The organism is Nocardioides campestrisoli (assembly GCF_013624435.2).
In the GTDB taxonomy this organism is placed as follows: domain Bacteria; phylum Actinomycetota; class Actinomycetes; order Propionibacteriales; family Nocardioidaceae; genus Nocardioides; species Nocardioides campestrisoli.
This window is the reverse complement of record NZ_CP061768.1, coordinates 3494626-3514687: the sequence shown is the minus strand read 5'-3', so window position 1 is coordinate 3514687 and position 20062 is coordinate 3494626. Positions and strand designations below refer to the sequence as shown.

Below are 20062 nucleotides of genomic sequence, written 5' to 3'. Positions count from 1 at the left end.
ATGCCGGGCGTGGAGCCTGACCAGTTGCGTGCCGAGGTCGAGCGGGTGCTCGCCGACCTGACCGACCTGGGGGGCCGGCTGGGCGTGGACGTGCGGGAGACGGTCGCGGCGCTCCGCGCGCGGGCCGACGACCTCTCGTCGCCGGTGCGGCTCCCCGACGCTCCTCCGGTGCTCGGCGTGGACGCCTGCCCGGGCGGCTGGGTCGGCGCGCTGCTGACCGGCGGCCGCTGCCAGGTGCTGGCCGGGTCGTCCCTGGCCCGGCTGGTGGAGCTGGCGCGTGAGTCGGCCGCAGTCCAGGTGGTCGGCGTGGACATCCCGATCGGACTGCCGGACGCAGGCCGCCGGCAGGCCGACGTCCTGGTGCGCCGGGAGCTGCCGGGCAAGGGCAGCTCCGTCTTCACCACCCTGACCCGCGCCGCCTACGAGGCGACCACGTACGCCGAGGCACGAGCCGCCAACCTGGAGGCCACCGCGGGCACCGAGGCGATGAGCGCCGCCGCGCAGTCCTACGCGCTGCGCGAGCGGATCCTCGACGCCGACGGCTACGTCCGCTCCGGCCCGCCGGTCGCCGTCGTCGAGGTGCACCCCGAGCTGTCGTTCGCCCGGCTGGCGGGGGAGCCGGTCCTGGCCGGCAAGCGGACCCCCGAGGGGCAGCAGGCGCGGGTGGCCGCCCTGCGCGCCGCCGGTTTCCCCGTGCCGTGGCTCGCGGCCGGCCCCGGGTACGCGGTGGACGACCTGCTCGACGCCTGTGCCGCCGCATGGAGCGCGGCCCGGGTCGCGGTGGGGACCGCGGAGTGCTTCCCGCCCGTCCCCGAGGTGTTCAGCGACGGGGTCCCCGCGGCGATCCGGGCCTGAACGTTCAGCGCGAGCGCGGGGTCACCACCTCGGCGGCGCCCCCGCCGCGGCGTACGGGCTCGGAGACCGCGGTCAGCCGTCGTCCGGCGATCTCGATGGCGGTCGCCGCCCCGATCTCCGCCCGGCTGGTGAACGCGTCGCCGGAGGGCACCAGCGTGTGCCCGTAGGCGGTCAGCGCGGGGCCGTGGGCGGCGATGAACTCCGGTTCGGCGGTGGTGCTGGCGGTGTTGCGCTGGGTGGCGCGCGGCGCCGCGACCGCCTCGGGCAGGGTCATCCCGAGGTCGATCCGGTTGACCAGGATCTGCAGCACGGTGGTGATGATGGTCGAGCCGCCGGGCGAGCCGAGCGCCAGGAACGGCTTGCCGTCCTTGAGCACGATCGTCGGGGACATCGAGGAGCGCGGCCGCTTGCGCGGCTGGATCCGGTTCGGGTCGGTCGAGTCGTAGACCGTGCTGAAGTCGGTCAGCTCGTTGTTGAGCAGGAAGCCGCGCCCCGGCACCGTGATCCCGGAGCCGCCGGTCTGCTCGATCGTCAGCGTGTACTCCACGACGTTGCCCCAGCGGTCGGCGACCGTGAGGTTGGTGGTGGAGATGTTCTCCGTGTCCGGGTCGAGGGTCCCGGCCGCGGGCGCCGCGCCGCAGACCCCGTCGTACCCGGTGACCGAGCCGGCCGCGGTGGGCTTGGCGAACGCCTTGCCGGGGGTGATCGCGCAGGCCCGCTCGGCCGCGTAGGTGTCGCTGAGCAGGTCGCGCAGCGGGACGTCGACGAAGGCCGGGTCGCCGAGGTACTTGCCGCGGTCGGCGAAGGCCAGGGCGCTGGCCTCCAAGTAGTGGTGCAACGCGTCGGTGACCGACATCGACGACAGGTCGTAGCGCTCCAGGATGTTGAGCGCCTCCCCGACCGTGCTGCCGCCCGAGGACGAGGGCGCCATCCCGTAGACCTGGTAGCCGCGGTAGTCGCTGCGGGTCGGGCGCTGCGCCGCGACGTCGTAGCCGCGCAGGTCCCGCAGGCTCAGCTTGCCGGGCGGGACGGGCAGCTGGGTGCTCCGGGTCTTGTCGGGGTTCTGGACCGCGCGCACGATGTCGCGGGCCATCGGGCCGGTGTAGAACGCCTTGGTCCCCTCCCGGGCGATCCGCCGGTAGGTGTCGGCCAGGTCGGGGTTGCGGAAGATCGAGCCCACCCGCGGGGCGTCCCCGCCCGGCAGCCAGAGCCGCCTGCTCTCCTTGGTGGCGGCGAACCGGACGGCGTTGTCGAGCGTCTGCTCGCGGAACGTCGCGTCGACCTTGAAGCCCCTCCGGGCGACCTTGGTCGCCGGCGCGAGGGCCTCGCCCAGGGACCAGGTGCCCCAGCGGCGCAGCGCCTTCTGCCAGGTCTTCAGGGTGCCGGGCACGCCGACGCTGACCCCGCTGGTGACCAGCTCGGGGGTGAAGTTGTAAGGCTTGCCGGTCGCGGGGTCGACGAAGTCGTCGCGGCGGGCCCTGGCCGGCGCGGTCTCGCGTCCGTCGAGGGTGCGCACCCGGCCGGTCTTCGCCTCGTAGAGGACGAAGTAGCCGCCGCCGCCGATGCCGGCGCTGTAGGGCTCGGTGACCCCGAGGGTGGACGCCGCGGCGACCGCGGCGTCGACGGCGTTGCCCCCGGCACGCAGCACCTTGAGCCCGGCCCGCGTGGCCTCCGGGTCGACGGTGGTCACCGCGCCGCCGCGGCCGACCGCGGTCGGCACCTTGGTGGTGGGACGTGCCGCGGGGACCTGGGCGTCCGGCTCCGCGGAGGCGGGGGCCACCGGCGCGACGGTGGCGCACAGGGCGAGGCTGGCGGCGGCTGCGAGGAGCGCGGGACCTGAGGTGCGTGCTGACATGGATCCTCCCGAGATCGGCGTCGCGCGGCGTACGTGACCGGCACCACCCTGCTCCACGCCCCGGCCCGCTGTCGAGGGCAGGCGGCGTTTGGGTCGCAGCCGACCGCCTGCGAGAATCGGGAGGTGCCCGACCACCTGCCCGAACAGACCGACGTGCTCGTCGTCGGCGCCGGCCCCGCGGGGTCTGCGGCCGCCGCCTGGGCGGCCCGCCTGGGCCTGGACTCCCTGCTGGTCGACATGGCCGTCTTCCCGCGGGACAAGACCTGCGGCGACGGGCTGACGCCCCGCGCCATCGGCGAGCTCACCCGGCTCGGCCTGGAGGACTGGCTCCGGGCCCACACGGTCAGCCAGGGACTGCGTGCGCACGGCTTCGGCCAGACGCTGCACCTGCCCTGGGCGGTCCCGGGCAGCTCGCTGCCCGACTGGGGCTCCGCGGTCGCTCGCACCGAGCTCGACGACCACCTGCGCACGGCCGCGATCAAGTCCGGCGCCGTCGCCGTCGACGGCACCAAGGCGGTCGACGTGGTGATGGACGGCGACCGCGTGGCCGCGGTGGTGCTGGAGCGCGACGGCGTACGCACCGAGGTCCGCTGCCGGTGGCTGGTGGTGGCCGAGGGCGTCCGCTCCCCGCTGGGCAAGAAGCTGGGCCGGGAGTGGCACCGCGACACCGTCTACGGCGTCGCCGGACGCTCCTACGTCTCCTCGACCCGCTCGGACGACCCGTGGATCTCCTCCCACCTCGAGCTGCGCGACGAGGAGGGCAAGGTGCTCTCGGGCTACGGCTGGATCTTCCCGCTCGGCACCGGCGAGGTGAACCTCGGCGTCGGCGCTCTGGCCACCTCCAAGCGGCCCGCGGAGATCGCGGTCAAGCCGCTGATGCGCTTCTACGCCGAGCAGCGGCGCGAGGAGTTCGAGCTCGACGGCCCGCTGCGCGCCGAGGCCTCCGCGCTGCTCCCGATGGGCGGGGCGGTGAGCAACGTCGCCGGGCGCAACTGGGCGCTGATCGGCGACGCCGCCGCCTGCGTGAACCCGCTCAACGGCGAGGGGATCGACTACGGCCTGGAGACCGGCCGGCTGGTCGCCGAGACCATCGTCGGGACGCCGGCCGACCGGCTCGACCTGGGCCGGGCCTGGCCGGCCCTGCTCAGCGAGCACTACGGCGAGGCGTTCTCCATCGCCCGGCGGCTCGCCGGCATCGCCACGGTCCCGCGGGTGGTCGCCACCCTCGGCCCGCCCGGGATGCGCTCGGACTGGCTGATGACGCTGGCCCTGCGGTGGATGGGCAACCTGGTCACCGACGAGGACCGCGACCGTGCGGCTCGAGTGTGGCGCTGGGCGGGGCGTCGGTCGATCGCTCTCGACGCGCGTCCGCCCTTCTCCTGAGCCACCCGCCCGCGGTGTTGACCGGGTCCACCAGCCACAGGGCCTTGGTGGCCACCGGGCGCCAGCCGAGCAGCATCGCCAGCGCCACCGCGGCGGCCACGGTGATCAGCAGCGACGCCCACCCGTCGCCGGGCATCGCGTCGGCGTACCCCTCGTGCTCGGCCAGCCGGATCACGAAGCCGTGCAGCAGGTAGACGCCCATCGTGTAGGTGCCCACCTGGGTCAGCGGGGAGGTCCGCCGCGGCACCAGGGTGAGCACCGCGAAGGTGCCCAGCAGCGCCAGCACGATCAGCTGGGCGCGGATCTCCATGCCCTCGGCCAGCGTGGCGTCCAGGGAGTCGTAGGAGGCCCGGTAGTAGAGCCACTGGGTCGACCAGTGGTCGTCGGTGCGCTCGGCCAGCCACCAGAGCCCGCCCAGCACCACCAGCCCGGCCAGGCCTGAGCCGCGGGCCTTGGCCGCCTGCAGCACCCCGCGCGGCAGGTGCAGGCCGATCACGAAGAACGGCAGCAGCCCGAGCGCACGGTTGATGTCGAAGAGCTCCACGTCGACCGTGCCGGCGAGCAGGCTGACGGCCACCGAGAGCGGCACCATCACCGGGTGCCGGCCCAGGACCGGCGTGGCCAGCCGCCACATCACCAGGACCACCAGGTACCACATCGGCCAGTGCGGGTTGAGCCAGAGCGGGGAGAGCACGTCGAGGCTGTCGACCTGCTCGACCACGTGGACGCGCCACAGCGCCATCAAGAGCTCGAAGACCAGGTAGGGGACCACCAGCGTGGTGACCAGGGACCACAGGTGCCGGCGGGTCCACCGGAAGCTGCGGGACAGGTAGCCGGTGACCAGCACGAACGCCGGCATGTGGAAGTAGTAGATGAAGTCGTAGGCCTGTGACTTCAGCGGGCCGCTGGGCATCAGCACGATCGCGTGGCCGACCACCACGACGACGATGAGCACGGCCTTCGCGTTGTCCAACCACGGGTCCCTGCGTCCTGGCATCACGTCACCATAGCCTTGGGGCATGAGCACCCCCCGCCAGCTGCCCAGACACCAGCGAGTGGCGGCGTACGCCGTGATCCGGCGGTTCTCCGCGGCGGGCGAGGAGGTGCTGCTCTCCCGGATGGCGGAGTGGATCACCCCGCAGGAGCTGTGGACGCTGCCCGGCGGCGGGCTCGACCACGGCGAGGACCCGCGGGCGGCGGTGGTGCGCGAGGTGCACGAGGAGACCGGGCTCGACGCCAGCGTCAGCGACACCGCCCGGGTCTACTCCGCGCACATGCCGGGCGTGCGACGCGAGGGGCGGATGGTGGACGCGCACGCGCTGCGGATCGTCTACGAGGGATGGGTGCCCGCCGACGCCCCGGCACCGCGGGTGGTGGAGGTCGACGGGTCCACCGTGGACGCGGCCTGGCACCCGGTCGAGGCCGTGCTGGCCGGAGAGGTCCCGGTGGTCCCGATGGTGACCGAGGCGCTGGCCGACCATCCGCCGGTGCGGCACCAGCGGCTCGCGGCGTACGCCCTGGTGCGCCGGGTCTCGACAGGCTCGACCGACGAGGAGGGCTCGGCCGGCGGGGAGGAGGTGCTGCTGACCAGGATCTCCCGGCGCGGCTTCCACACCGGCTCGTGGACCCTGCCCGGGGGCGGGGTCGACCACGGCGAGACCCCCGCGGCCGCCCTGGAGCGCGAGGTGGCCGAGGAGACCGGCCTGGCCTGCCAGGTCGGCGCGCTGCTCGACGTGCACGACGTGCACTTCTCCGGCACCGCCCCCAGCGGACGGCTGGAGGACTTCCACGGGGTGCACCTGATCTTCGAGGCCACCGTCGAGCCCGGGGCCGAGCCGCGGGTGAACGAGATCGACGGCACGACCGACGCCGCCGCGTTTGTGCCGCTCGCACAGATCGAGGACGGGACGGTGGAGGTTCTCGACGTGGTGAGGCACGCTGTGGCCCACAGCCGCTCCTGACCGGGGTGGGGGGACCGAGCACCAGGAGCCATCCGTGAGCGAGCAGATCTTCACCTACGCAGCACCCGCGCTGAAGTTCGGGCGCGGGGCCACCGGTGAGCTTGCGCACGACCTGCGCTCCCTGGGGGCCTCCCGGGTCCTGCTCGTCACCGACGCGGGCGTGGCCGCCACCGGGCACCCGGGCCGGATCGCCGACCAGCTGGTCTCGGCGGGCCTGGAGGTCACGACGTACGACGAGGTGCACGTCGAGCCGACCGACGCCTCGCTGGAGCACGCGATCGCCTTCGCCCGGGACGCCGGCCCCTTCGGCGCGGTGCTCGCGGTCGGCGGCGGCTCGAGCATCGACACCGCCAAGGCGGTCAACCTGCTCACCACCAACGAGGGGGAGCTGACCGACTACCTGAACGCGCCGATCGGCAAGGGTCGGGCGCCCGAGCGCCCGCTGCTCCCGCTGGTCGCGGTGCCGACCACCACCGGCACCGGTTCGGAGTCGACCACGATCTGTGTGCTCGACGTGCTCGCCCTGGAGGTCAAGACCGGGATCAGCCACCCGGCGCTGCGGCCCACCCTGGCGGTCGTCGACCCGGACCTGACGATGACCCAGCCGGCCGCGGTGACCGCAGCCGCGGGGATGGACATCCTCTGCCACGCGCTGGAGTCGTGGACGGCGCGCTGGTACGCCGACTTCGAGGCCAAGCAGCCCGAGCAGCGGGTGCCCTACTGCGGCGCCAACCCGATCGCCGACATGTGGGCGACCCGGGCGCTGGCGCTGCTCTCCGGCGCATTCCGGGCCGCGGTGCGCGACGGCGACGACGCCAAGGCGCGGGAGCAGATGGCGCTGGCGGCGACCTTCGCCGGGCTCGGCTTCGGCAACGCCGGGGTGCACATCCCGCACGCCTGCGCCTACCCGATCGCGGGCCGGGTCCGGGAGTTCCGGCCCGAGGGCTACCCCGGCGAGGAGCCGATCGTGCCGCACGGGATGGCGGTCTCGCTGACGGCCCCGGCGGCCTTCCGGTTCACCTACGAGGCGGACCCGGCGCGGCACGACGCGGCTGCCCGGCTGCTCGACCCCGCCTCCTCGGCCACCGGGCCCGAGGCGCTGCCGTCGGTGCTGGTGGCGCTGATGCGCGACATCGGGATCCCCGACGGCCTGAGCGCGGTCGGCTACGGCGAGGGGGACGTCGACGCGCTGGTGGAGGGCGCGATGGCCCAGCAGCGGCTGCTGGCCACGGCTCCGCGGCCGGTGTCGGCCGAGGACCTGGCGACCGTCTTCCGGGACTCGATGACCCTGTGGTCCTGAACGCGGTGCGGGCGGCCTCCCGGCGTGGTGAACAATTGGGCTCATGAGGTCCCCGAGGTGAGCCGTCCGGTCGAGTCCACACGGATCACGAGCGACCTGGCGCACGCGCTTCGCCGCGCCGGTGTCTCGGACGTCTCGGACGCCGAGGTCACCCGGGCGGTCTACTCCACCGACGCCTCGCTCTACCGGGTCGTGCCGCAGGTCGTGGTCCGGCCCCGGCACCGCGACGAGCTCGCCGCCGTGCTGTCGGTGGCCCGGGAGAGCGGCACCGGCCTGACGATGCGCGGTGCGGGCACCTCCATCGCCGGCAACGCCGTCGGCCCCGGGATCGTGGTCGACACCACCCGGCACCTCAACCGGGTGCTGGCGGTCGACGGGGAGGCGCGGACCGCACGGGTCGAGCCCGGTGTGGTGCACGCGAACCTGCAGCGGGCCGCGGCACCGCACGGGGTGCGCTTCGGGCCGGACCCCTCGACCCACACCCGCTGCACCATCGGCGGGATGATCGGCAACAACGCCTGCGGCTCCCGGGCGCTGGGCTACGGCCGCACCGCGGACAACGTGCTGGGCCTCGACGTGCTCTGGGGCGACGGCACCGAGGTCTCGCTGGCCGGGGGGACCACGCCGTCCGACCCGGTGAGCCGCCGGCTGCTCGACCTGGTCGAGGGCGACCTGGGCCACGTGCGCCGGACCTTCGGGCGGTTCTCCCGCCAGGTCAGCGGCTACTCCCTGGAGCACCTGCTGCCGGAGTCGGGGCGCGACGTGGCCCGGTTCCTGGTGGGCTCCGAAGGCACCCTGGGACTGGTCCTGGAGGCCACCGTCCGGATGGTCGAGGAGGAGCCCCGCCGGCTGGTGGTGCTGGGCTACCCCTCGATGATCGACGCCGCGGACGCGGTGCCGGGGATCCTGGTCGGCGCCGCCCGCCAGGGACTCGGGCTGGTCGCCTGCGAGGGGCTGGACGCCCGGATCGTCGACCTGGTCCGGGGCGCCGGGAAGTCGGTGCCCGACCTGCCGCGGGGAGCCGGCTGGCTCTTCGTCGAGCTGACCGGCGAGGGCGCGTTGCCGCCCGCCGGCGAGCTGGCCCGGCTGGAGGTCGCCGACGAGGCGGCCGCGGCCGCGCTGTGGCGCATCCGCGAGGACGGGGCCGGCCTGGCCGCCCGGAGCCTGGGGCGTCCGGCGTACGCCGGTTGGGAGGACGCGGCCGTGCCCCCGGAGAAGCTGGGCGCCTGGCTGCGCGAGTTCGACGAGGTGCTGCGCGAGTTCGACCTGGACGGCGTCCCCTACGGCCACTTCGGCGACGGCTGCGTGCACGCACGGATCGACTTCCCCTTCGGCCCGGACTCCCCGGACGGCGGGCGGCGGGTCTTCCGGGAGTTCCTGGAGGCCGCGACCGACCGGATCGTCGCGCTCGGGGGCTCGCTCTCCGGCGAGCACGGCGACGGCCGCGCCCGCTCCGAGCTGCTCTCCCGGATGTACGACGAGGAGTCGCTGCGGCTCTTCGGTGCGGTCAAGGCGGCCGCCGACCCCGCGGGGCTGCTCAACCCCGGGGTGCTCGTCGATCCCGCCCCGGTGGACGCCGACCTGCGGCCGAGCCGGCCGGTGGCGGAGGTCCCGGCGCTGTTGCGGTTCGTCGAGGACGGTGGCTCCATGGGCCGGGCGGTGCACCGGTGCACGGGCGTGGGCAAGTGCGTGGCTGTGCCGGGCACGGGCCCGGCCTCGTCGGTGATGTGCCCGTCCTGGCAGGCCACCCGGAACGAGAAGGACTCCACCCGCGGACGCTCCCGGGTGCTCCAGGAGGCCCTGGACGGAACCCTGGTCCAGGGGCTGGCCGACCCGGCGGTGCACGAGGCGCTCGACCTCTGCCTGTCCTGCAAGGGCTGCGCCAGCGACTGCCCGACCGGCGTCGACATGGCCACCTACAAGTCCGAGACGCTGCACCAGACCTACCGCGGGAAGCTGCGTCCGCGCACGCACTACACCCTCGGCTGGCTGCCCGCCCTGCTGCGGCTCGCCCCGCAGCGCCGCGGCCGCAAGCTGGCCAGCCGGGTGATGGGAGCCGACGGACTGATGAAGGCGGTGAAGAAGGCGGCAGGCATCGACCCCCGTCGCTCGCTGCCCTCGGTGGCGCCCCGGACCGCCCGCGACACCCTCGGCTCGGAGCCGCTCGCCGCCGCGGTGGACGTGTGGATCTGGGCCGACACCTTCACCGACCAGTTCCGGCCGACGGCCGCGCAGGCCGCGATCCAGCTGCTCGAGGAAGCCGGGCTCCGCGCCGCCCTGGTGGGCCCGGACGCCTGCTGCGGGCTGACCTGGATCTCGACCGGTCAGCTGGACAAGGCCCGGGCGACGATGGCGCGGACGGTCGACACGCTGGCGCCCTACGTCGCCTCCGGTGCTCCGGTGATCGCGCTGGAGCCCTCCTGCCTGGCCACCCTGCGCTCGGACGCCGTGCAGCTCAGCGACGACCCGCGAGCCGAGCAGGTCGCCACCGGGGTGCGCTCGCTGGCAGAGCTGCTCACCACGCTCTCGCAGGAGCGCGGCTGGCAGCCGCGGGACCTCACCGGCGTCGAGGTGGTGGCGCAGCCGCACTGCCACCAGCAGTCGGTGGTCGGCTGGGAGGCCGACGCCCAGCTGCTGACCCGGGCCGGGGCCACCGTGACCCGGGTCGGCGGCTGCTGCGGCCTGGCCGGCAACTTCGGGATGGAGCAGGGGCACTACGAGGTCTCCGTGGCGGTCGCCGAGCTCCAGCTGCTCCCGGCGGTCCGCGCGAACCCGGACGCCGTGGTGCTCGCCGACGGGCTCTCCTGCCGCTCCCAGCTCGACGACCTCGCCGGGGTCAAGGCGGTGCACCTCGCCGAGCTGCTGGCGGGCACGCACCGGTCCTGACGCGATTCCCGCAGGGACCTCTCCAGCAGTTGCACCGACGCGGCGATCGACAGCGAGTGGTCTGGGTAGATGCTGTCGATCGACGCGTCGGTACGACCGCGGGGACACCCTCTCGACTGGGCTCTCGGGCCTGGGGAGAGTGCCCGACAGTCGGACACGCGCAGCCCTACGCTCGACCGTCATGAGCGAGGGGGCCGTCAGGAGCCAGCGGGAGACGTGGAGCCAGCGCGAGGCGTGCGAGGTGCTGGGCGCCCGGTGCGGCATGGACCGGGAGACCGCTCGCCGCGTCCTCAGGGCGGGGCTTGCGGGCGCGGGCGTGCGGCTGCGGGGAACGGTGCTCTACGAGGCGGCCGAGGTCGAGGCGCTCGCTCGGCGACCCCTGCTGGACCTCGGGCTGCCCCGGGTCTGCCACCGGGGCACCTTCGTCGCCCGGCTCGGCGCCCGCCGGACGGTTCCGCCTGAGCGGCGCCTGCGCGGGCCGGACGGACTGCCGCAGACCTGGCGCGGCGCGGACCTCGCCGCGGCGCCGGCAGAGCAGCTGCGAGCAGCGTCCGGGCCGTGGCGGCTCTCACCCCTGGCGCGGGTCAGGCTGACGTCGATGGTGCAGCGACAAGGGTTCGTGCCCTTCGTGGCGACCACGGGAGGCTTCGTGCTGCTCGGTGGCGACCTGGTCGCGGCGCGGCCTGCCGAACCGGGGCGGAGCAGCTCCGCCACGATGCTCGCCCTGGCAGACCCGGGGGACTGGTTCGACGCGTGGCGTCGCGGACGTCTCCTCACGGGGCCGGGCGGGCCCTGGCAGATGTGGCCCGCTGGCCTGTGGCAACTAGCATCGATCCCATGAACCCGCGCCACCGCAGACTCGTGATCCCACTGGCGCTCGGGGGACTGATCCTGATCGTCGTGGTCGCCGCGCTGGTGAAGTGATGAGCGCCGAACCCCTGCTCCGCGCCCTGGCCCGGATGCGAAGTCACATCCTCGACCCGGACGTCCTCGTGCGTGCCGTCGGCTCCGGACGCCAGAAGGGCACCCAGCCCCGCTGGAAGCGGGTGGAGCTGCGCTACGTCGACCTCAAGGCGGGCCGACACCTCCAGGTCACGGCGTACGACCAGACGCAGGCGCACACCAGCAACTACGCGGTCGGCGAGCCGGGACAGCCGAGCCCGGCGCGCGACGCGGTCGACGACCTGCTCGACGAGCCGTTCGGCAACTGGCACGTGGAGACCACCACCCAGCAGCACCAGGTGCGGGTCACCAAGAAGCTCGAGGCGCTCGTGCACACCACGGACCGGGCCGCGGAGGTCGAGGTCGACCGGGAGCACGACCGGGACAAGGGACGTCTCCTGCCCGAGGACGACCCGGTGCTGGTGGCGCTGGGCATCTCGACCGCCGAGGGCAGGATCAAGCCGAGCCGCCAGGCCAAGTACCGCCAGGTGGAGGAGTTCCTCCGGCTGCTCGACGCCTCGCTGACCGAGGCGCTGGCGAAGGGCCACCTGCGTCGGCCCACCGACGAGGACCCGCTGCGGGTCGTCGACCTCGGCTGCGGCAACGCCTACCTGACCTTCGCGGCCCAGCGGTACCTCACCGCCGTGCGCGGCCTGCCGGTGCGGGTCACCGGCGTCGACGTCAAGCAGCAGTCGGCCGACCACAACACCGCGGTCGCCGAGCAGCTCGGTGTGGAGGCCTCCTTCGTGGTCGGCACGATCGCCGAGGCGTCGCTGCCCGAGCCGCCCGACGTGGTGCTCGCCCTGCACGCCTGCGACACCGCGACCGACGAGGCGCTCGCCCGGGCCGTGGAGTGGCAGGCGGCGCTGGTGCTCGCCGCGCCCTGCTGCCACCACGACGTGGCCGCCCAGCTGCGCCGCGCGCCCACGCCCGCGCCGTACGCCGCCCTGACCCGGCACGGGATCCTGCGCGAGCGGTTCGCCGACACCCTCACCGACGCCCTGCGCGCCTCGATCCTGCGACTCCAGGGCTACCGGGTCGACGTGGTGGAGTTCGTCGAGAGCGAGCACACCCCGCGCAACACCCTGCTGCGTGCGGTGCGCAGCGGCGCGCCGGTCAAGGGCGGGGGCGTGCGCAAGGAGTACGACGACCTCGTCGCCTCCTGGCAGATCCGGCCGCGGCTGGCCGAGCTGCTCGAGGCCTGAGGCGGGTCGTGGACCAGGCGTGAGCGGCGTACGGCGGGGACTGGCAGGCCTGGTGCTCGCCGTGCCGTTCGTGCTGGGCGCGGCCGCCGCCGAGGCCCCGGAGGCGGGCGACGTGGTCCTCACCCTCACCGACCCCGAGATCGTGGAGTCCTCCGGCCTGGCGCTGGTGCCAGGCGCCGACCTACTGGCCACCGTCAACGACAGCGGCGACGGGGCCCGGGTCTTCGCCGTCGACCCGTCGACCGGGCGGACCGTCGGCGTCACCTGGTGGCGCCAGGCCGGCGACCCGCGCGACGTCGAGGCGCTCGCCCCGGCCGGTCCCGGGGAGGTCTGGGTCGGCGACATCGGCGACAACCTGCGGGCCCGCGACAGCATCGAGGTGGCCCGGGTGCCGGTGGGGCGGGGCACCACCCGGGTCGACGTGCCGCGGACGACCCTGGTCTGGCCCGACGGACCCCGCGACGCCGAGGCGCTGCTGGTCCATCCCCGCTCCGGGCGGCTGCACGTGGTCAGCAAGGGTGTCTTCGGTGGCGAGGTGGCCGTCGCGCCCGAGCGGCTCGTCCCCGGGGAGACCGCGCCGCTGACGGTGCTGGGCGAGGTCGCCGGGATGGTCACCGACGGCGCGTTCTGGCCCGACGGCCGGCACCTGGTGCTGCGCAGCTACGAGCAGGCGCACGTCTACCGCTACCCCGAGCTCGAGCACGTCGCCACGTTCGACCTGCCGCCGCAGCCGCAGGGGGAGGGGCTGGCGGTGACCGACGACGGCCAGGTGTGGATCAGCACCGAGGGGGCGCGGAGCGAGGTGCTGCGTGTCCAGGTGCCCCGCGGGGTACTGCGGGCGCTGGAGGGCCAGCAGTCGCCGACCTGGTGGCAGCGGCTCCTGGAGATGCTCGTGCCCATGAGGTGAGGAGGACGCCATGCCCCGACTGCGCCGCACGTCCCCGGACCAGCCGGGCTGGACGCGGCGGCGCGCCGGGAGGGGCTTCGTCTACCTCGACGAGCACGGGGAGCGGCTCGACGAGGAGGACGCCCAGCGGGTGCGCGACCTGGTCATCCCGCCGGCCTGGCGCGACGTGTGGGTCACGCCGTACCCGCACGGCCACCTGCAGGCGGTCGGTACCGACGACGCGGGCCGCCGCCAGTACCTCTACCACCCGCAGTGGCGCGCCAAGCGCGACGCCGCCAAGTTCGACCGGGTGCTGGAGTTCGGCAAGGCGATGTCGAAGGCGCGCGAGGTCGTCCTGACCGACCTCGGCACCGAGGGGATGACCCGGGGCCGCGCCTGCGCCGTCGCGGTCCGGCTCCTCGACCTGGGCTACTTCCGGATCGGCAACGACGTGTACGCCGACCAGAACGGCAGCTTCGGGCTCACCACCCTCGAGCGCCGGCACGTGACCCGCCGCGGGGACCGGCTGATCTTCTGCTTCATCGGCAAGTCCGGGGTGGAGCACTGCATCGAGATCGACGACCCCGCCGTGGTGGAGGCGATCGAGGTGATGCGCCGGCGCCGCAACCGCGACGAGCCCCGGCTGCTGACCTGGAAGGACGGGCGGCAGTGGCGCACGCTCGACGCCGCCGCCGTCAACGAGTACATCCGCGACACCACCGGCGTGGAGGCCACCGCCAAGGACTTCCGCACCTGGCACGCCACCGTGATCGCCGCCGGCCACCTGGCCCAGACCGAGGAGCCCGGCAAGACCCGCGCCAGCCGGCGCCGGGCCCTGGCGGCCTGCTTCCGCGAGGTCTCGGAGTTCCTCGGCAACACCCCCACCCTGGCCCGCAGCTCCTACGTCGACCCGCGGGTGGTGGAGGCCTACGAGGAGGGGCGGACCGTCCGGCTCGAGAGCCGCTCCTGGAAGACCCCGGACGAGCGGCAGGCGGCGATGGAGCGGGCCGTCCTCGACCTGCTGGTGGACGAGTGAGCCGCGTGGGCGGGCACCGGGCCCGGGTCACCGTGGTGCGGGGTGACCTCACCACCCAGCAGGTGGACGCGGTCGTCAACGCCGCCAACCGGCGGATGCGCGGGGGAGGCGGGGTGGACGGCGCGATCCACGCGGCCGGCGGGCCGGCGGTGCTGGCCGACTGCGTCGCCCGGTTCCCCCAGGGGCTGGCCACCGGGGACGCCGGCTGGACCACCGCCGGCGAGCTGCCGGCCCGGTGGGTGATCCACGTCGTCGGGCCCAACCACCGCGCAGGCGAGCGGGACCGGGGGCTGCTGGTCTCCTGCTACCGGCGGGCCCTGGAGGTGGCCGACGAGCTCGGCGCCCGGACGGTCGCCTTCCCGCTGGTCAGCGCCGGGGTCTACGGGTGGCCGCTGGCAGACGCGGCGCAGGCGGCGGTGGAGACGCTGGCCTCGACGCCCACGCAGGTGGAGGAGGCGCGGGTGGTCACCTTCGGCGACGCCACCGACGCCGCGGTCCGGGCAGCCCTGGCGGGGCTGCCCGGAACCTGAGCGCTCAGACCCGGTCGGGGCGGGGCTGGGAGAAGGCGGCGGGACGCCGCGCGAAGAACGCGTCGCGCCCCTCGGCGAAGTCGGGCCCGCCGAGCAGGCCGATCTGGTGGTGGGTCTCGGCGGCGAGCAGCTCGTCGAGGCTGCCGCCGCTGTCGGCCGCGAGCCGCTTGGTGATGGCGGTCGCGGGCGCGGAGAACGCGGCGAGCTGGTCGGCCAGCTCCAGGGCCCGGTCCAGGGTCTGGCCGTCCGGCACGAGCTCGTCCACCAGGCCGATCCGCTCGGCCTCGTCCGCGCCGACGGTGCGCGCGGTGAGCAGCATGGCCCGGGCCCGGCCGGGGCCGATCCGGCGGGGGAGGGTCCAGGAGAGGCCGGTGTCGGCGACCAGGCCGATCCGGGCGAACGAGGCGGAGAACCGCGACGACTCTCCGGCGACGACCAGGTCTCCGGCGCAGGTCAGCGAGAGCCCGAGGCCGAACGCCCCGCCCTCGACCGCGCTGACCACCGGCAGAGTGGTGTGGACCAGCTCGCGGGCGATCCCGTTGACCAGCTCGAGCCGCTCGAGGGCCACCTCGGGGTCCGGGGACATCGAGCTGATGTCGCCGCCGGCCGAGAAGATCGTCCCGGCTCCGGTGAGGACCAGCGCCCGCAGAGCGGGGTCGGCCGAGGCCTCACGCAGCGCGGCGAGCAGCACCCGCCGGTCGGGCAGGTCGAGCGCGTTGCGTCGCTCGGGCCGGTCCAGGGTCAGCACCCGGACCGCGCCGCGGTCCTCGACCCGCAGGCCGGTCATCGGCCGGCCCCGCGCAGCAGCTGCTTGGCGATGATCAGCTTCTGCACCTCGCTGGTGCCCTCGTAGAGGCGGAAGAGGCGGGCGTCGCGGTAGAACCGCTCCACCGGGACCGAGCGCATGTAGCCCATGCCGCCGTGCACCTGGACCGCGCGGTCGGCGACCCGGCCCACCATCTCGGTGCAGAAGAGCTTGCAGCTGGAGGGAGCGAGCCGCTGGTCGCTGCCGTCGTCGTAGGACTTCGCGGCCTCCAGCACCATCGCGTAGCCGGCGTACGCCTCGGCCTCGGACTCGGCCAGCAGGGCCTGGACGAGCTGGAACTCGGCGATCGGCACGCCGCCCTGGCGGTTGACCGCGGCGTAGTCGACGCTCTCCTTGATCAGGCGCCGGGCCATGCCCACCGAGAGGGCGGCGATGTGCAGCCGCCCCTTGGCCAGCGAGCGCATGGCGGCGGCGAAGCCCTCGCCCTCGACCCCGCCGACGAGGTTCTCGGCCGGGACGGCGACGTCGGTGAAGAACAGCTCGGAGGTGGTGGCTCCGCGCTGACCCATCTTGGCGTCCTTGGGCCCGATCTCGATGCCCTCGGTGCGGGCGTCGACGGCGAAGACGGAGATGCCCTTGGTGCCGGACGTCGCCTCGTCGGTGCGGGCGAAGACCATGAACAGGTCGGCGTCCGGGGCGTTGGTGATGAACCGCTTCTGGCCGTTGATCACGTAGCCGTCGTCGGTGCGCACCGCCCGGGTCCGGATCCCGCTCGGGTCGGAGCCGGCCTCGGGCTCGGTCAGCGCGAAGGAGGCCACCATCTCGCCCGACGCCAGGGCCGGCAGGAAGCGCTTCTTCTGCTCCTCGGTGCCGAAGTTGACCAGCACCTGCCCGGCGATGCCGTTGTTGGTGCCGAACATCGAGCGGAACGAGGGGCTGGTCCAGCCGACCTCGATGGCCAGGCGCACCTCCTCGGACATGGTGAAGCCGAGGCCGCCGTACTCCTCGGGGATGGCGTAGCCGAAGAGGCCCATCGCAGCCGCCTGCTCGCGGATCCGGTCCGGGATCCGGTCGGTCTCCTCGATCTCCTCCTCGGCCGGGACCACCTCGCGCCGGACGAACGTGCGGACGGCGTCGAGGACTGCGGCGAACTCTTCGGTCTCCATGGGTTTTCCTCTGCTGGATCTCTGGTGGGAAGGGGTGGGGAACGGTCGGACGGTCGGCGCGGCTCAGCCGGCGGCCGGAGCGGGCTCGGCGACCTGGGCGGCCCCGGACTCGCGGAGGCGCTCGATCTCCTCCGGCGCCAGGCCGAGCTCGGCGAGGACCGCGGCGGTGTGCTCGCCGAGGTCCGGGACGGCGCCCATCGGCAGCTCGACGTCGCGGAAGGTGGTGGGCGGGAGCAGCGCGCGCAGCGGGCCGACGGGGCTGTCGATCTCGCGCCAGCGGTCGCGCGCGGAGAGCTGCGGGTGGTCGATCAGGCCCTGCATGTCGTTGAGCTGGGCGGCCGGCACGCCGGCGGCCGCGAGGCGGGCGTCGAGCTCGGCGGTGGTCCACTGCGCGGTGAGCTCGCCGACCAGGCGGTCGCACTCGGCCCGGTTGCGCACCCGGGCGACGTTCGTGGCCAGGTCGGGGTGGTCGGCCAGGTCGGGACGCTCCAGCACGCTGGTCAGCGCCACCCAGCCGCGGTCGTTCTGCACGCCGATCAGGATCTGGCCGTCGCTGGTGGGGAAGGCGTCGTACGGCGCGATCGAGGCGTGGCTCAGGCCCATCCGCGGGATCTGGCGACCGGCGTACATCTGCATGTACATCGGGTGCCCGAGCCACTCCGCGGTGGCGTCGAACATGGAGACGTCGACCACCGCCCCCTCGCCGGTGCGGGCCCGGCGCAGCAGCGCCGCGAGCACGGACTGGGCGGTGTAGAGGCCGGCGGCGATGTCGGCGCTCGGCACACCGGTCTTGGTGGCGGTCTCCGGGGTGCCGGTGACCGAGATCAGCCCGGCCTCGGCCTGGATCAGCATGTCGTAGGCCTTCCGGTCGCGTCGGGGGCCGTCGGTGCCGTAGCCGGAGATGTTGACCACGACCAGACCAGGGTTCTCCGCGCGCAGCTGGTCGCCGTCGAGGCCGAGCCGGGCGACGGCACCAGGCGCGGAGTTCTGCACGAAGACGTCGGCGCCGGCAATCAGCCGCTTGGCGGCCGCCAGGCCGGCGGGGTCCTTGAGGTCGAGCGCGACAGACTCCTTGCCCCGGTTGAGCCAGACGAAGTGCGAGGCGAGCCCCTGCACGGCGTGGTCGTAGTTCCGGGCGAAGTCGCCCTCGCCGACGCGCTCGATCTTGATCACGCGGGCGCCGAGGTCGGCGAGGTGGCGGGTGGCGAGCGGGGCCGCCACGGCCTGCTCCAGGGCGACGACGGTGGTGCCCGCCAGGGGAAGCATCGAGTCAGCGGTGTGAGCCATGTCGCAACCATGACCCGGCGTATTGGGCCGCGTCCAATACCTAATCCCGTGGTCATTGTGCCGCATGAGGCATCAATCATGGTAGGAAGAGGCATGGAGTTTCACCACCTGCGCGCGTTCCTGGCGGTCGCCGAAGAGCTGCACTTCGGTCGCGCGGCGGAGCGGATGCACATGGCCCAGCCCCCGCTCAGCCGGATGATCAAGCAGCTGGAGAAGGACCTCGGCGCCCAGCTCTTCGACCGGACCACCCGCAGCGTGCGGCTGACCACGGCGGGCGAGGCGCTGCTGGAGCCCGCCGTCCAGGTGCTCGAGGCCGCGAAGGTCGCGCGCTCGGCGGTGCGAGCGGCCGGGCTCGGCGAGACCGGTCGGGTGCGGGTGGGCTTCGCCGGCCCGTCCTCGCACATGCTGATCAGCCACCTCGCCCGCCTGGTCCGCGAGCGCCACCCCGGCATCGAGCTCAGCATGCAGTCGGTCACCTATGCCTACGAGGGCCTGCGGGCGGTGATGGACGGCGAGATGGACCTGGCCTTCGTGCGCTTCGCGGTCCAGCCCGCCGGGATCGTCTCCCGGGCGGTGGCGAAGGAGCACTACGTCCTGGCCGTGCCCGCCTGGCACCCGCTCGCCCAGCGGGACGAGGTGAGCCTGGCCGACTGCCGCGACGAGCCGTTCGTCGCGCTTCCGGCCGACCCCGGGTCGAGCGTGCGCGACGCGTTCGTGCACTCCTGCCACGAGGCGGGCTTCGCGCCGGACATCGTCCAGGTCGCGCCGGACTCCTGGACCGCGGTCGCCCTGGTGGCGGCCGGGGTCGGGCTCACCTTCACCGTGGACACCGCGGTCTCCAACATGCTCGCCGAGGGGATCGTCAGCGTCCCGCTGGTCGAGGGGCGCGAGCCCGTCTACGGCCGGCTCGCGTGGCGCGCGGCCGACGACAACCCGGCGCTGCAGGCGGTGCTCCGTGCCTCCCAGGAGGCGCTGCCCACTCCGGCCGGCGCCCCGGACGCTCCTCGGGCGGGCTGATCCCGGCTCAGGCCAGGCGGACCAGGCCCACCTGGCCGGCGGTGACCACGTGCCGGCCGGCCTGGTCGTAGATCTGGCCCTGCCCCAGGGTGCGCCCGTGCGCCACGGCCTGGACGTCGCTGTCGAACTGGTGCCACTGGCTCAGGTCGGGGTGGGCGTGCCAGGTCAAGGTGTGGGTCAGGCTGAGGATCCGGCTCCCCGGCGCGTGCCGTCGCGACCCGAGCGCCCGGAAGGCGCCCTCGAGGATGCTCATGTCGGTGACGTACGCGATCAGCGCGGCGTGCACCACGGGGTCGCTCGGCAGTGGTCCGGTGGCGCGTACCCAGGCGGACTGGTGGTCCTGGGCGGGGGCCTGGTCGACGTACGGCGGGGCCTCGGTGTGGCGGAAGTGCACCGGCCGCTCGGCGCGCCACCAGCGGGGGATCCGCTCGTCGTCGCCGAACCGGTCCACGAGGTCCGGGAGCTCGTCCGGGCCGGGGGCCGGCCGGGGGACGGCCGGGCGGTGGTCGGCCAGGTCCTCGCGGATCGCGCCCCAGCGCGAGACGGCGGTGAACCGCTCCGTCCCGTCGGGAGCGACCAGGGTGGTGCGCCGGGTGGTCAGGCTCGGGGCCTCGGAGACCCGGTCGACCCGCCAGCGCAGCGGCTCGTCGGTCGGGACCCCGGCGACGAAGTCGGCCTGCAGGGTGAACGGGCGGTGGTGCTCGGGCACCGACCGGCCGGCGGCGACGACCGCCTGGGCCAGGAGCAGTCCGCCGAAGACGCGGTCCTCGGGGTGTGGCTGGGGGTGGCCCACGGCGTGGCCGTCCTCCTCGGAGAGGTCGAGCAGGTCGAGCAGCTCGGCGAGGGTGACGGCGGTGCTGGCGGTCTTCACGGGGGTGTCCTTCCGGAGGGAGGTGGGCTGTGTCACCCTATTGAGACATCAGTCCGGACCGATAGCGCCCCTCTGATACCGCCTCGACATCAATAGTCTCGTCACAAAGTATTGGA

17 protein-coding genes are annotated in these 20062 nt (G+C 74.3%); 11 read left to right on the top strand and 6 right to left on the bottom strand.

Annotated features, from left to right (window positions below; genetic code table 11):
• Positions 1–9 precede the first annotated feature (9 nt).
• Positions 10–855: a DUF429 domain-containing protein gene (locus H8838_RS16575; protein WP_185994572.1), complete on the top strand. Its 846-nt coding sequence runs from the start codon at positions 10–12 to the stop codon at positions 853–855.
• A gap of 4 nt (positions 856–859) precedes the next feature.
• Here H8838_RS16575 and ggt read toward each other — a convergent pair whose 3' ends face one another.
• Positions 860–2710: a gamma-glutamyltransferase gene (gene ggt, locus H8838_RS16570; RefSeq protein ID WP_185994573.1), complete on the bottom strand. Its 1851-nt coding sequence runs from the start codon at positions 2708–2710 to the stop codon at positions 860–862.
• Positions 2711–2833: 123 nt separating this feature from the next.
• On the opposite strand from ggt, the gene H8838_RS16565 reads away from it, so the two are divergent.
• Positions 2834–4093, top strand: a complete 1260-nt coding sequence (locus H8838_RS16565) for a geranylgeranyl reductase family protein (protein ID WP_181313104.1) — start codon at positions 2834–2836, stop codon at positions 4091–4093.
• On the opposite strand, the gene H8838_RS16560 is transcribed toward H8838_RS16565, so the two are convergent.
• Positions 4002–5090: an acyltransferase family protein gene (locus H8838_RS16560; protein WP_185994574.1), complete on the bottom strand. Its 1089-nt coding sequence runs from the start codon at positions 5088–5090 to the stop codon at positions 4002–4004. The two genes, H8838_RS16565 and H8838_RS16560, sit on opposite strands and share 92 nt — an antisense overlap.
• 22 nt (positions 5091–5112) lie before the next feature.
• Here H8838_RS16560 and H8838_RS20295 point away from each other — a divergent pair, with 22 nt between their 5' ends.
• The 8 genes from H8838_RS20295 (at position 5113) to H8838_RS16520 (ending at position 14839) form a co-directional block, all read left to right on the top strand.
• A complete protein-coding gene (locus H8838_RS20295; protein ID WP_185994575.1) occupies positions 5113–6054 on the top strand; it encodes an NUDIX domain-containing protein in 942 nt (313 codons plus the stop codon).
• 34 nt (positions 6055–6088) lie between these two features.
• Positions 6089–7354 (top strand): hydroxyacid-oxoacid transhydrogenase, encoded by a 1266-nt coding sequence (locus tag H8838_RS16550; protein ID WP_185994576.1) that lies wholly within the window; start codon positions 6089–6091, stop codon positions 7352–7354.
• A 57-nt stretch (positions 7355–7411) separates the two neighbouring features.
• The gene (locus tag H8838_RS16545; protein WP_224766204.1) at positions 7412–10240 is read left to right on the top strand and encodes an FAD-binding and (Fe-S)-binding domain-containing protein; all 2829 of its coding nucleotides are present in this window, start codon (positions 7412–7414) and stop codon (positions 10238–10240) included.
• A gap of 181 nt (positions 10241–10421) precedes the next feature.
• Positions 10422–11081: a hypothetical protein gene (locus H8838_RS16540; RefSeq protein ID WP_185994577.1), complete on the top strand. Its 660-nt coding sequence runs from the start codon at positions 10422–10424 to the stop codon at positions 11079–11081.
• A gap of 82 nt (positions 11082–11163) precedes the next feature.
• Positions 11164–12387, top strand: a complete 1224-nt coding sequence (locus tag H8838_RS16535) for a class I SAM-dependent methyltransferase (protein WP_181313109.1) — start codon at positions 11164–11166, stop codon at positions 12385–12387.
• A 19-nt stretch (positions 12388–12406) separates the two neighbouring features.
• On the top strand, positions 12407–13294 hold the full coding sequence (locus H8838_RS16530) for an esterase-like activity of phytase family protein (protein ID WP_181313110.1): 888 nt from the start codon (positions 12407–12409) through the stop codon (positions 13292–13294).
• A 10-nt stretch (positions 13295–13304) separates the two neighbouring features.
• Complete coding sequence (locus H8838_RS16525) at positions 13305–14309, top strand: DNA topoisomerase IB (RefSeq protein ID WP_181313111.1); 1005 nt, start codon at positions 13305–13307, stop codon at positions 14307–14309.
• Positions 14310–14314: 5 nt separating this feature from the next.
• The gene (locus tag H8838_RS16520; protein WP_181313112.1) at positions 14315–14839 is read left to right on the top strand and encodes an O-acetyl-ADP-ribose deacetylase; all 525 of its coding nucleotides are present in this window, start codon (positions 14315–14317) and stop codon (positions 14837–14839) included.
• 4 nt (positions 14840–14843) lie between these two features.
• Here H8838_RS16520 and H8838_RS16515 read toward each other — a convergent pair whose 3' ends face one another.
• The 3 genes from H8838_RS16515 to H8838_RS16505 form a co-directional block, all read right to left on the bottom strand.
• Positions 14844–15626, bottom strand: a complete 783-nt coding sequence (locus H8838_RS16515) for an enoyl-CoA hydratase/isomerase family protein (protein WP_181313113.1) — start codon at positions 15624–15626, stop codon at positions 14844–14846.
• Entirely contained in the window at positions 15623–16771 is a 1149-nt protein-coding gene (locus tag H8838_RS16510; RefSeq protein WP_181313114.1) for an acyl-CoA dehydrogenase family protein, read from the bottom strand. The genes H8838_RS16515 and H8838_RS16510 overlap by 4 nt, the downstream gene beginning before the upstream one ends.
• A gap of 63 nt (positions 16772–16834) precedes the next feature.
• Complete coding sequence (locus H8838_RS16505) at positions 16835–18058, bottom strand: CaiB/BaiF CoA transferase family protein (protein ID WP_185994578.1); 1224 nt, start codon at positions 18056–18058, stop codon at positions 16835–16837.
• A gap of 93 nt (positions 18059–18151) precedes the next feature.
• Between H8838_RS16505 and H8838_RS16500 the strand changes: the two genes are divergently transcribed.
• On the top strand, positions 18152–19075 hold the full coding sequence (locus H8838_RS16500; protein WP_185994579.1) for a LysR substrate-binding domain-containing protein: 924 nt from the start codon (positions 18152–18154) through the stop codon (positions 19073–19075).
• A gap of 7 nt (positions 19076–19082) precedes the next feature.
• Here H8838_RS16500 and H8838_RS16495 read toward each other — a convergent pair whose 3' ends face one another.
• Positions 19083–19946 carry an acyl-CoA thioesterase gene (locus tag H8838_RS16495; protein ID WP_224766203.1) on the bottom strand — a complete coding sequence of 288 codons (864 nt, stop codon included), beginning with the start codon at positions 19944–19946 and terminating at the stop codon, positions 19083–19085.
• Positions 19947–20062: the final 116 nt, after the last annotated feature.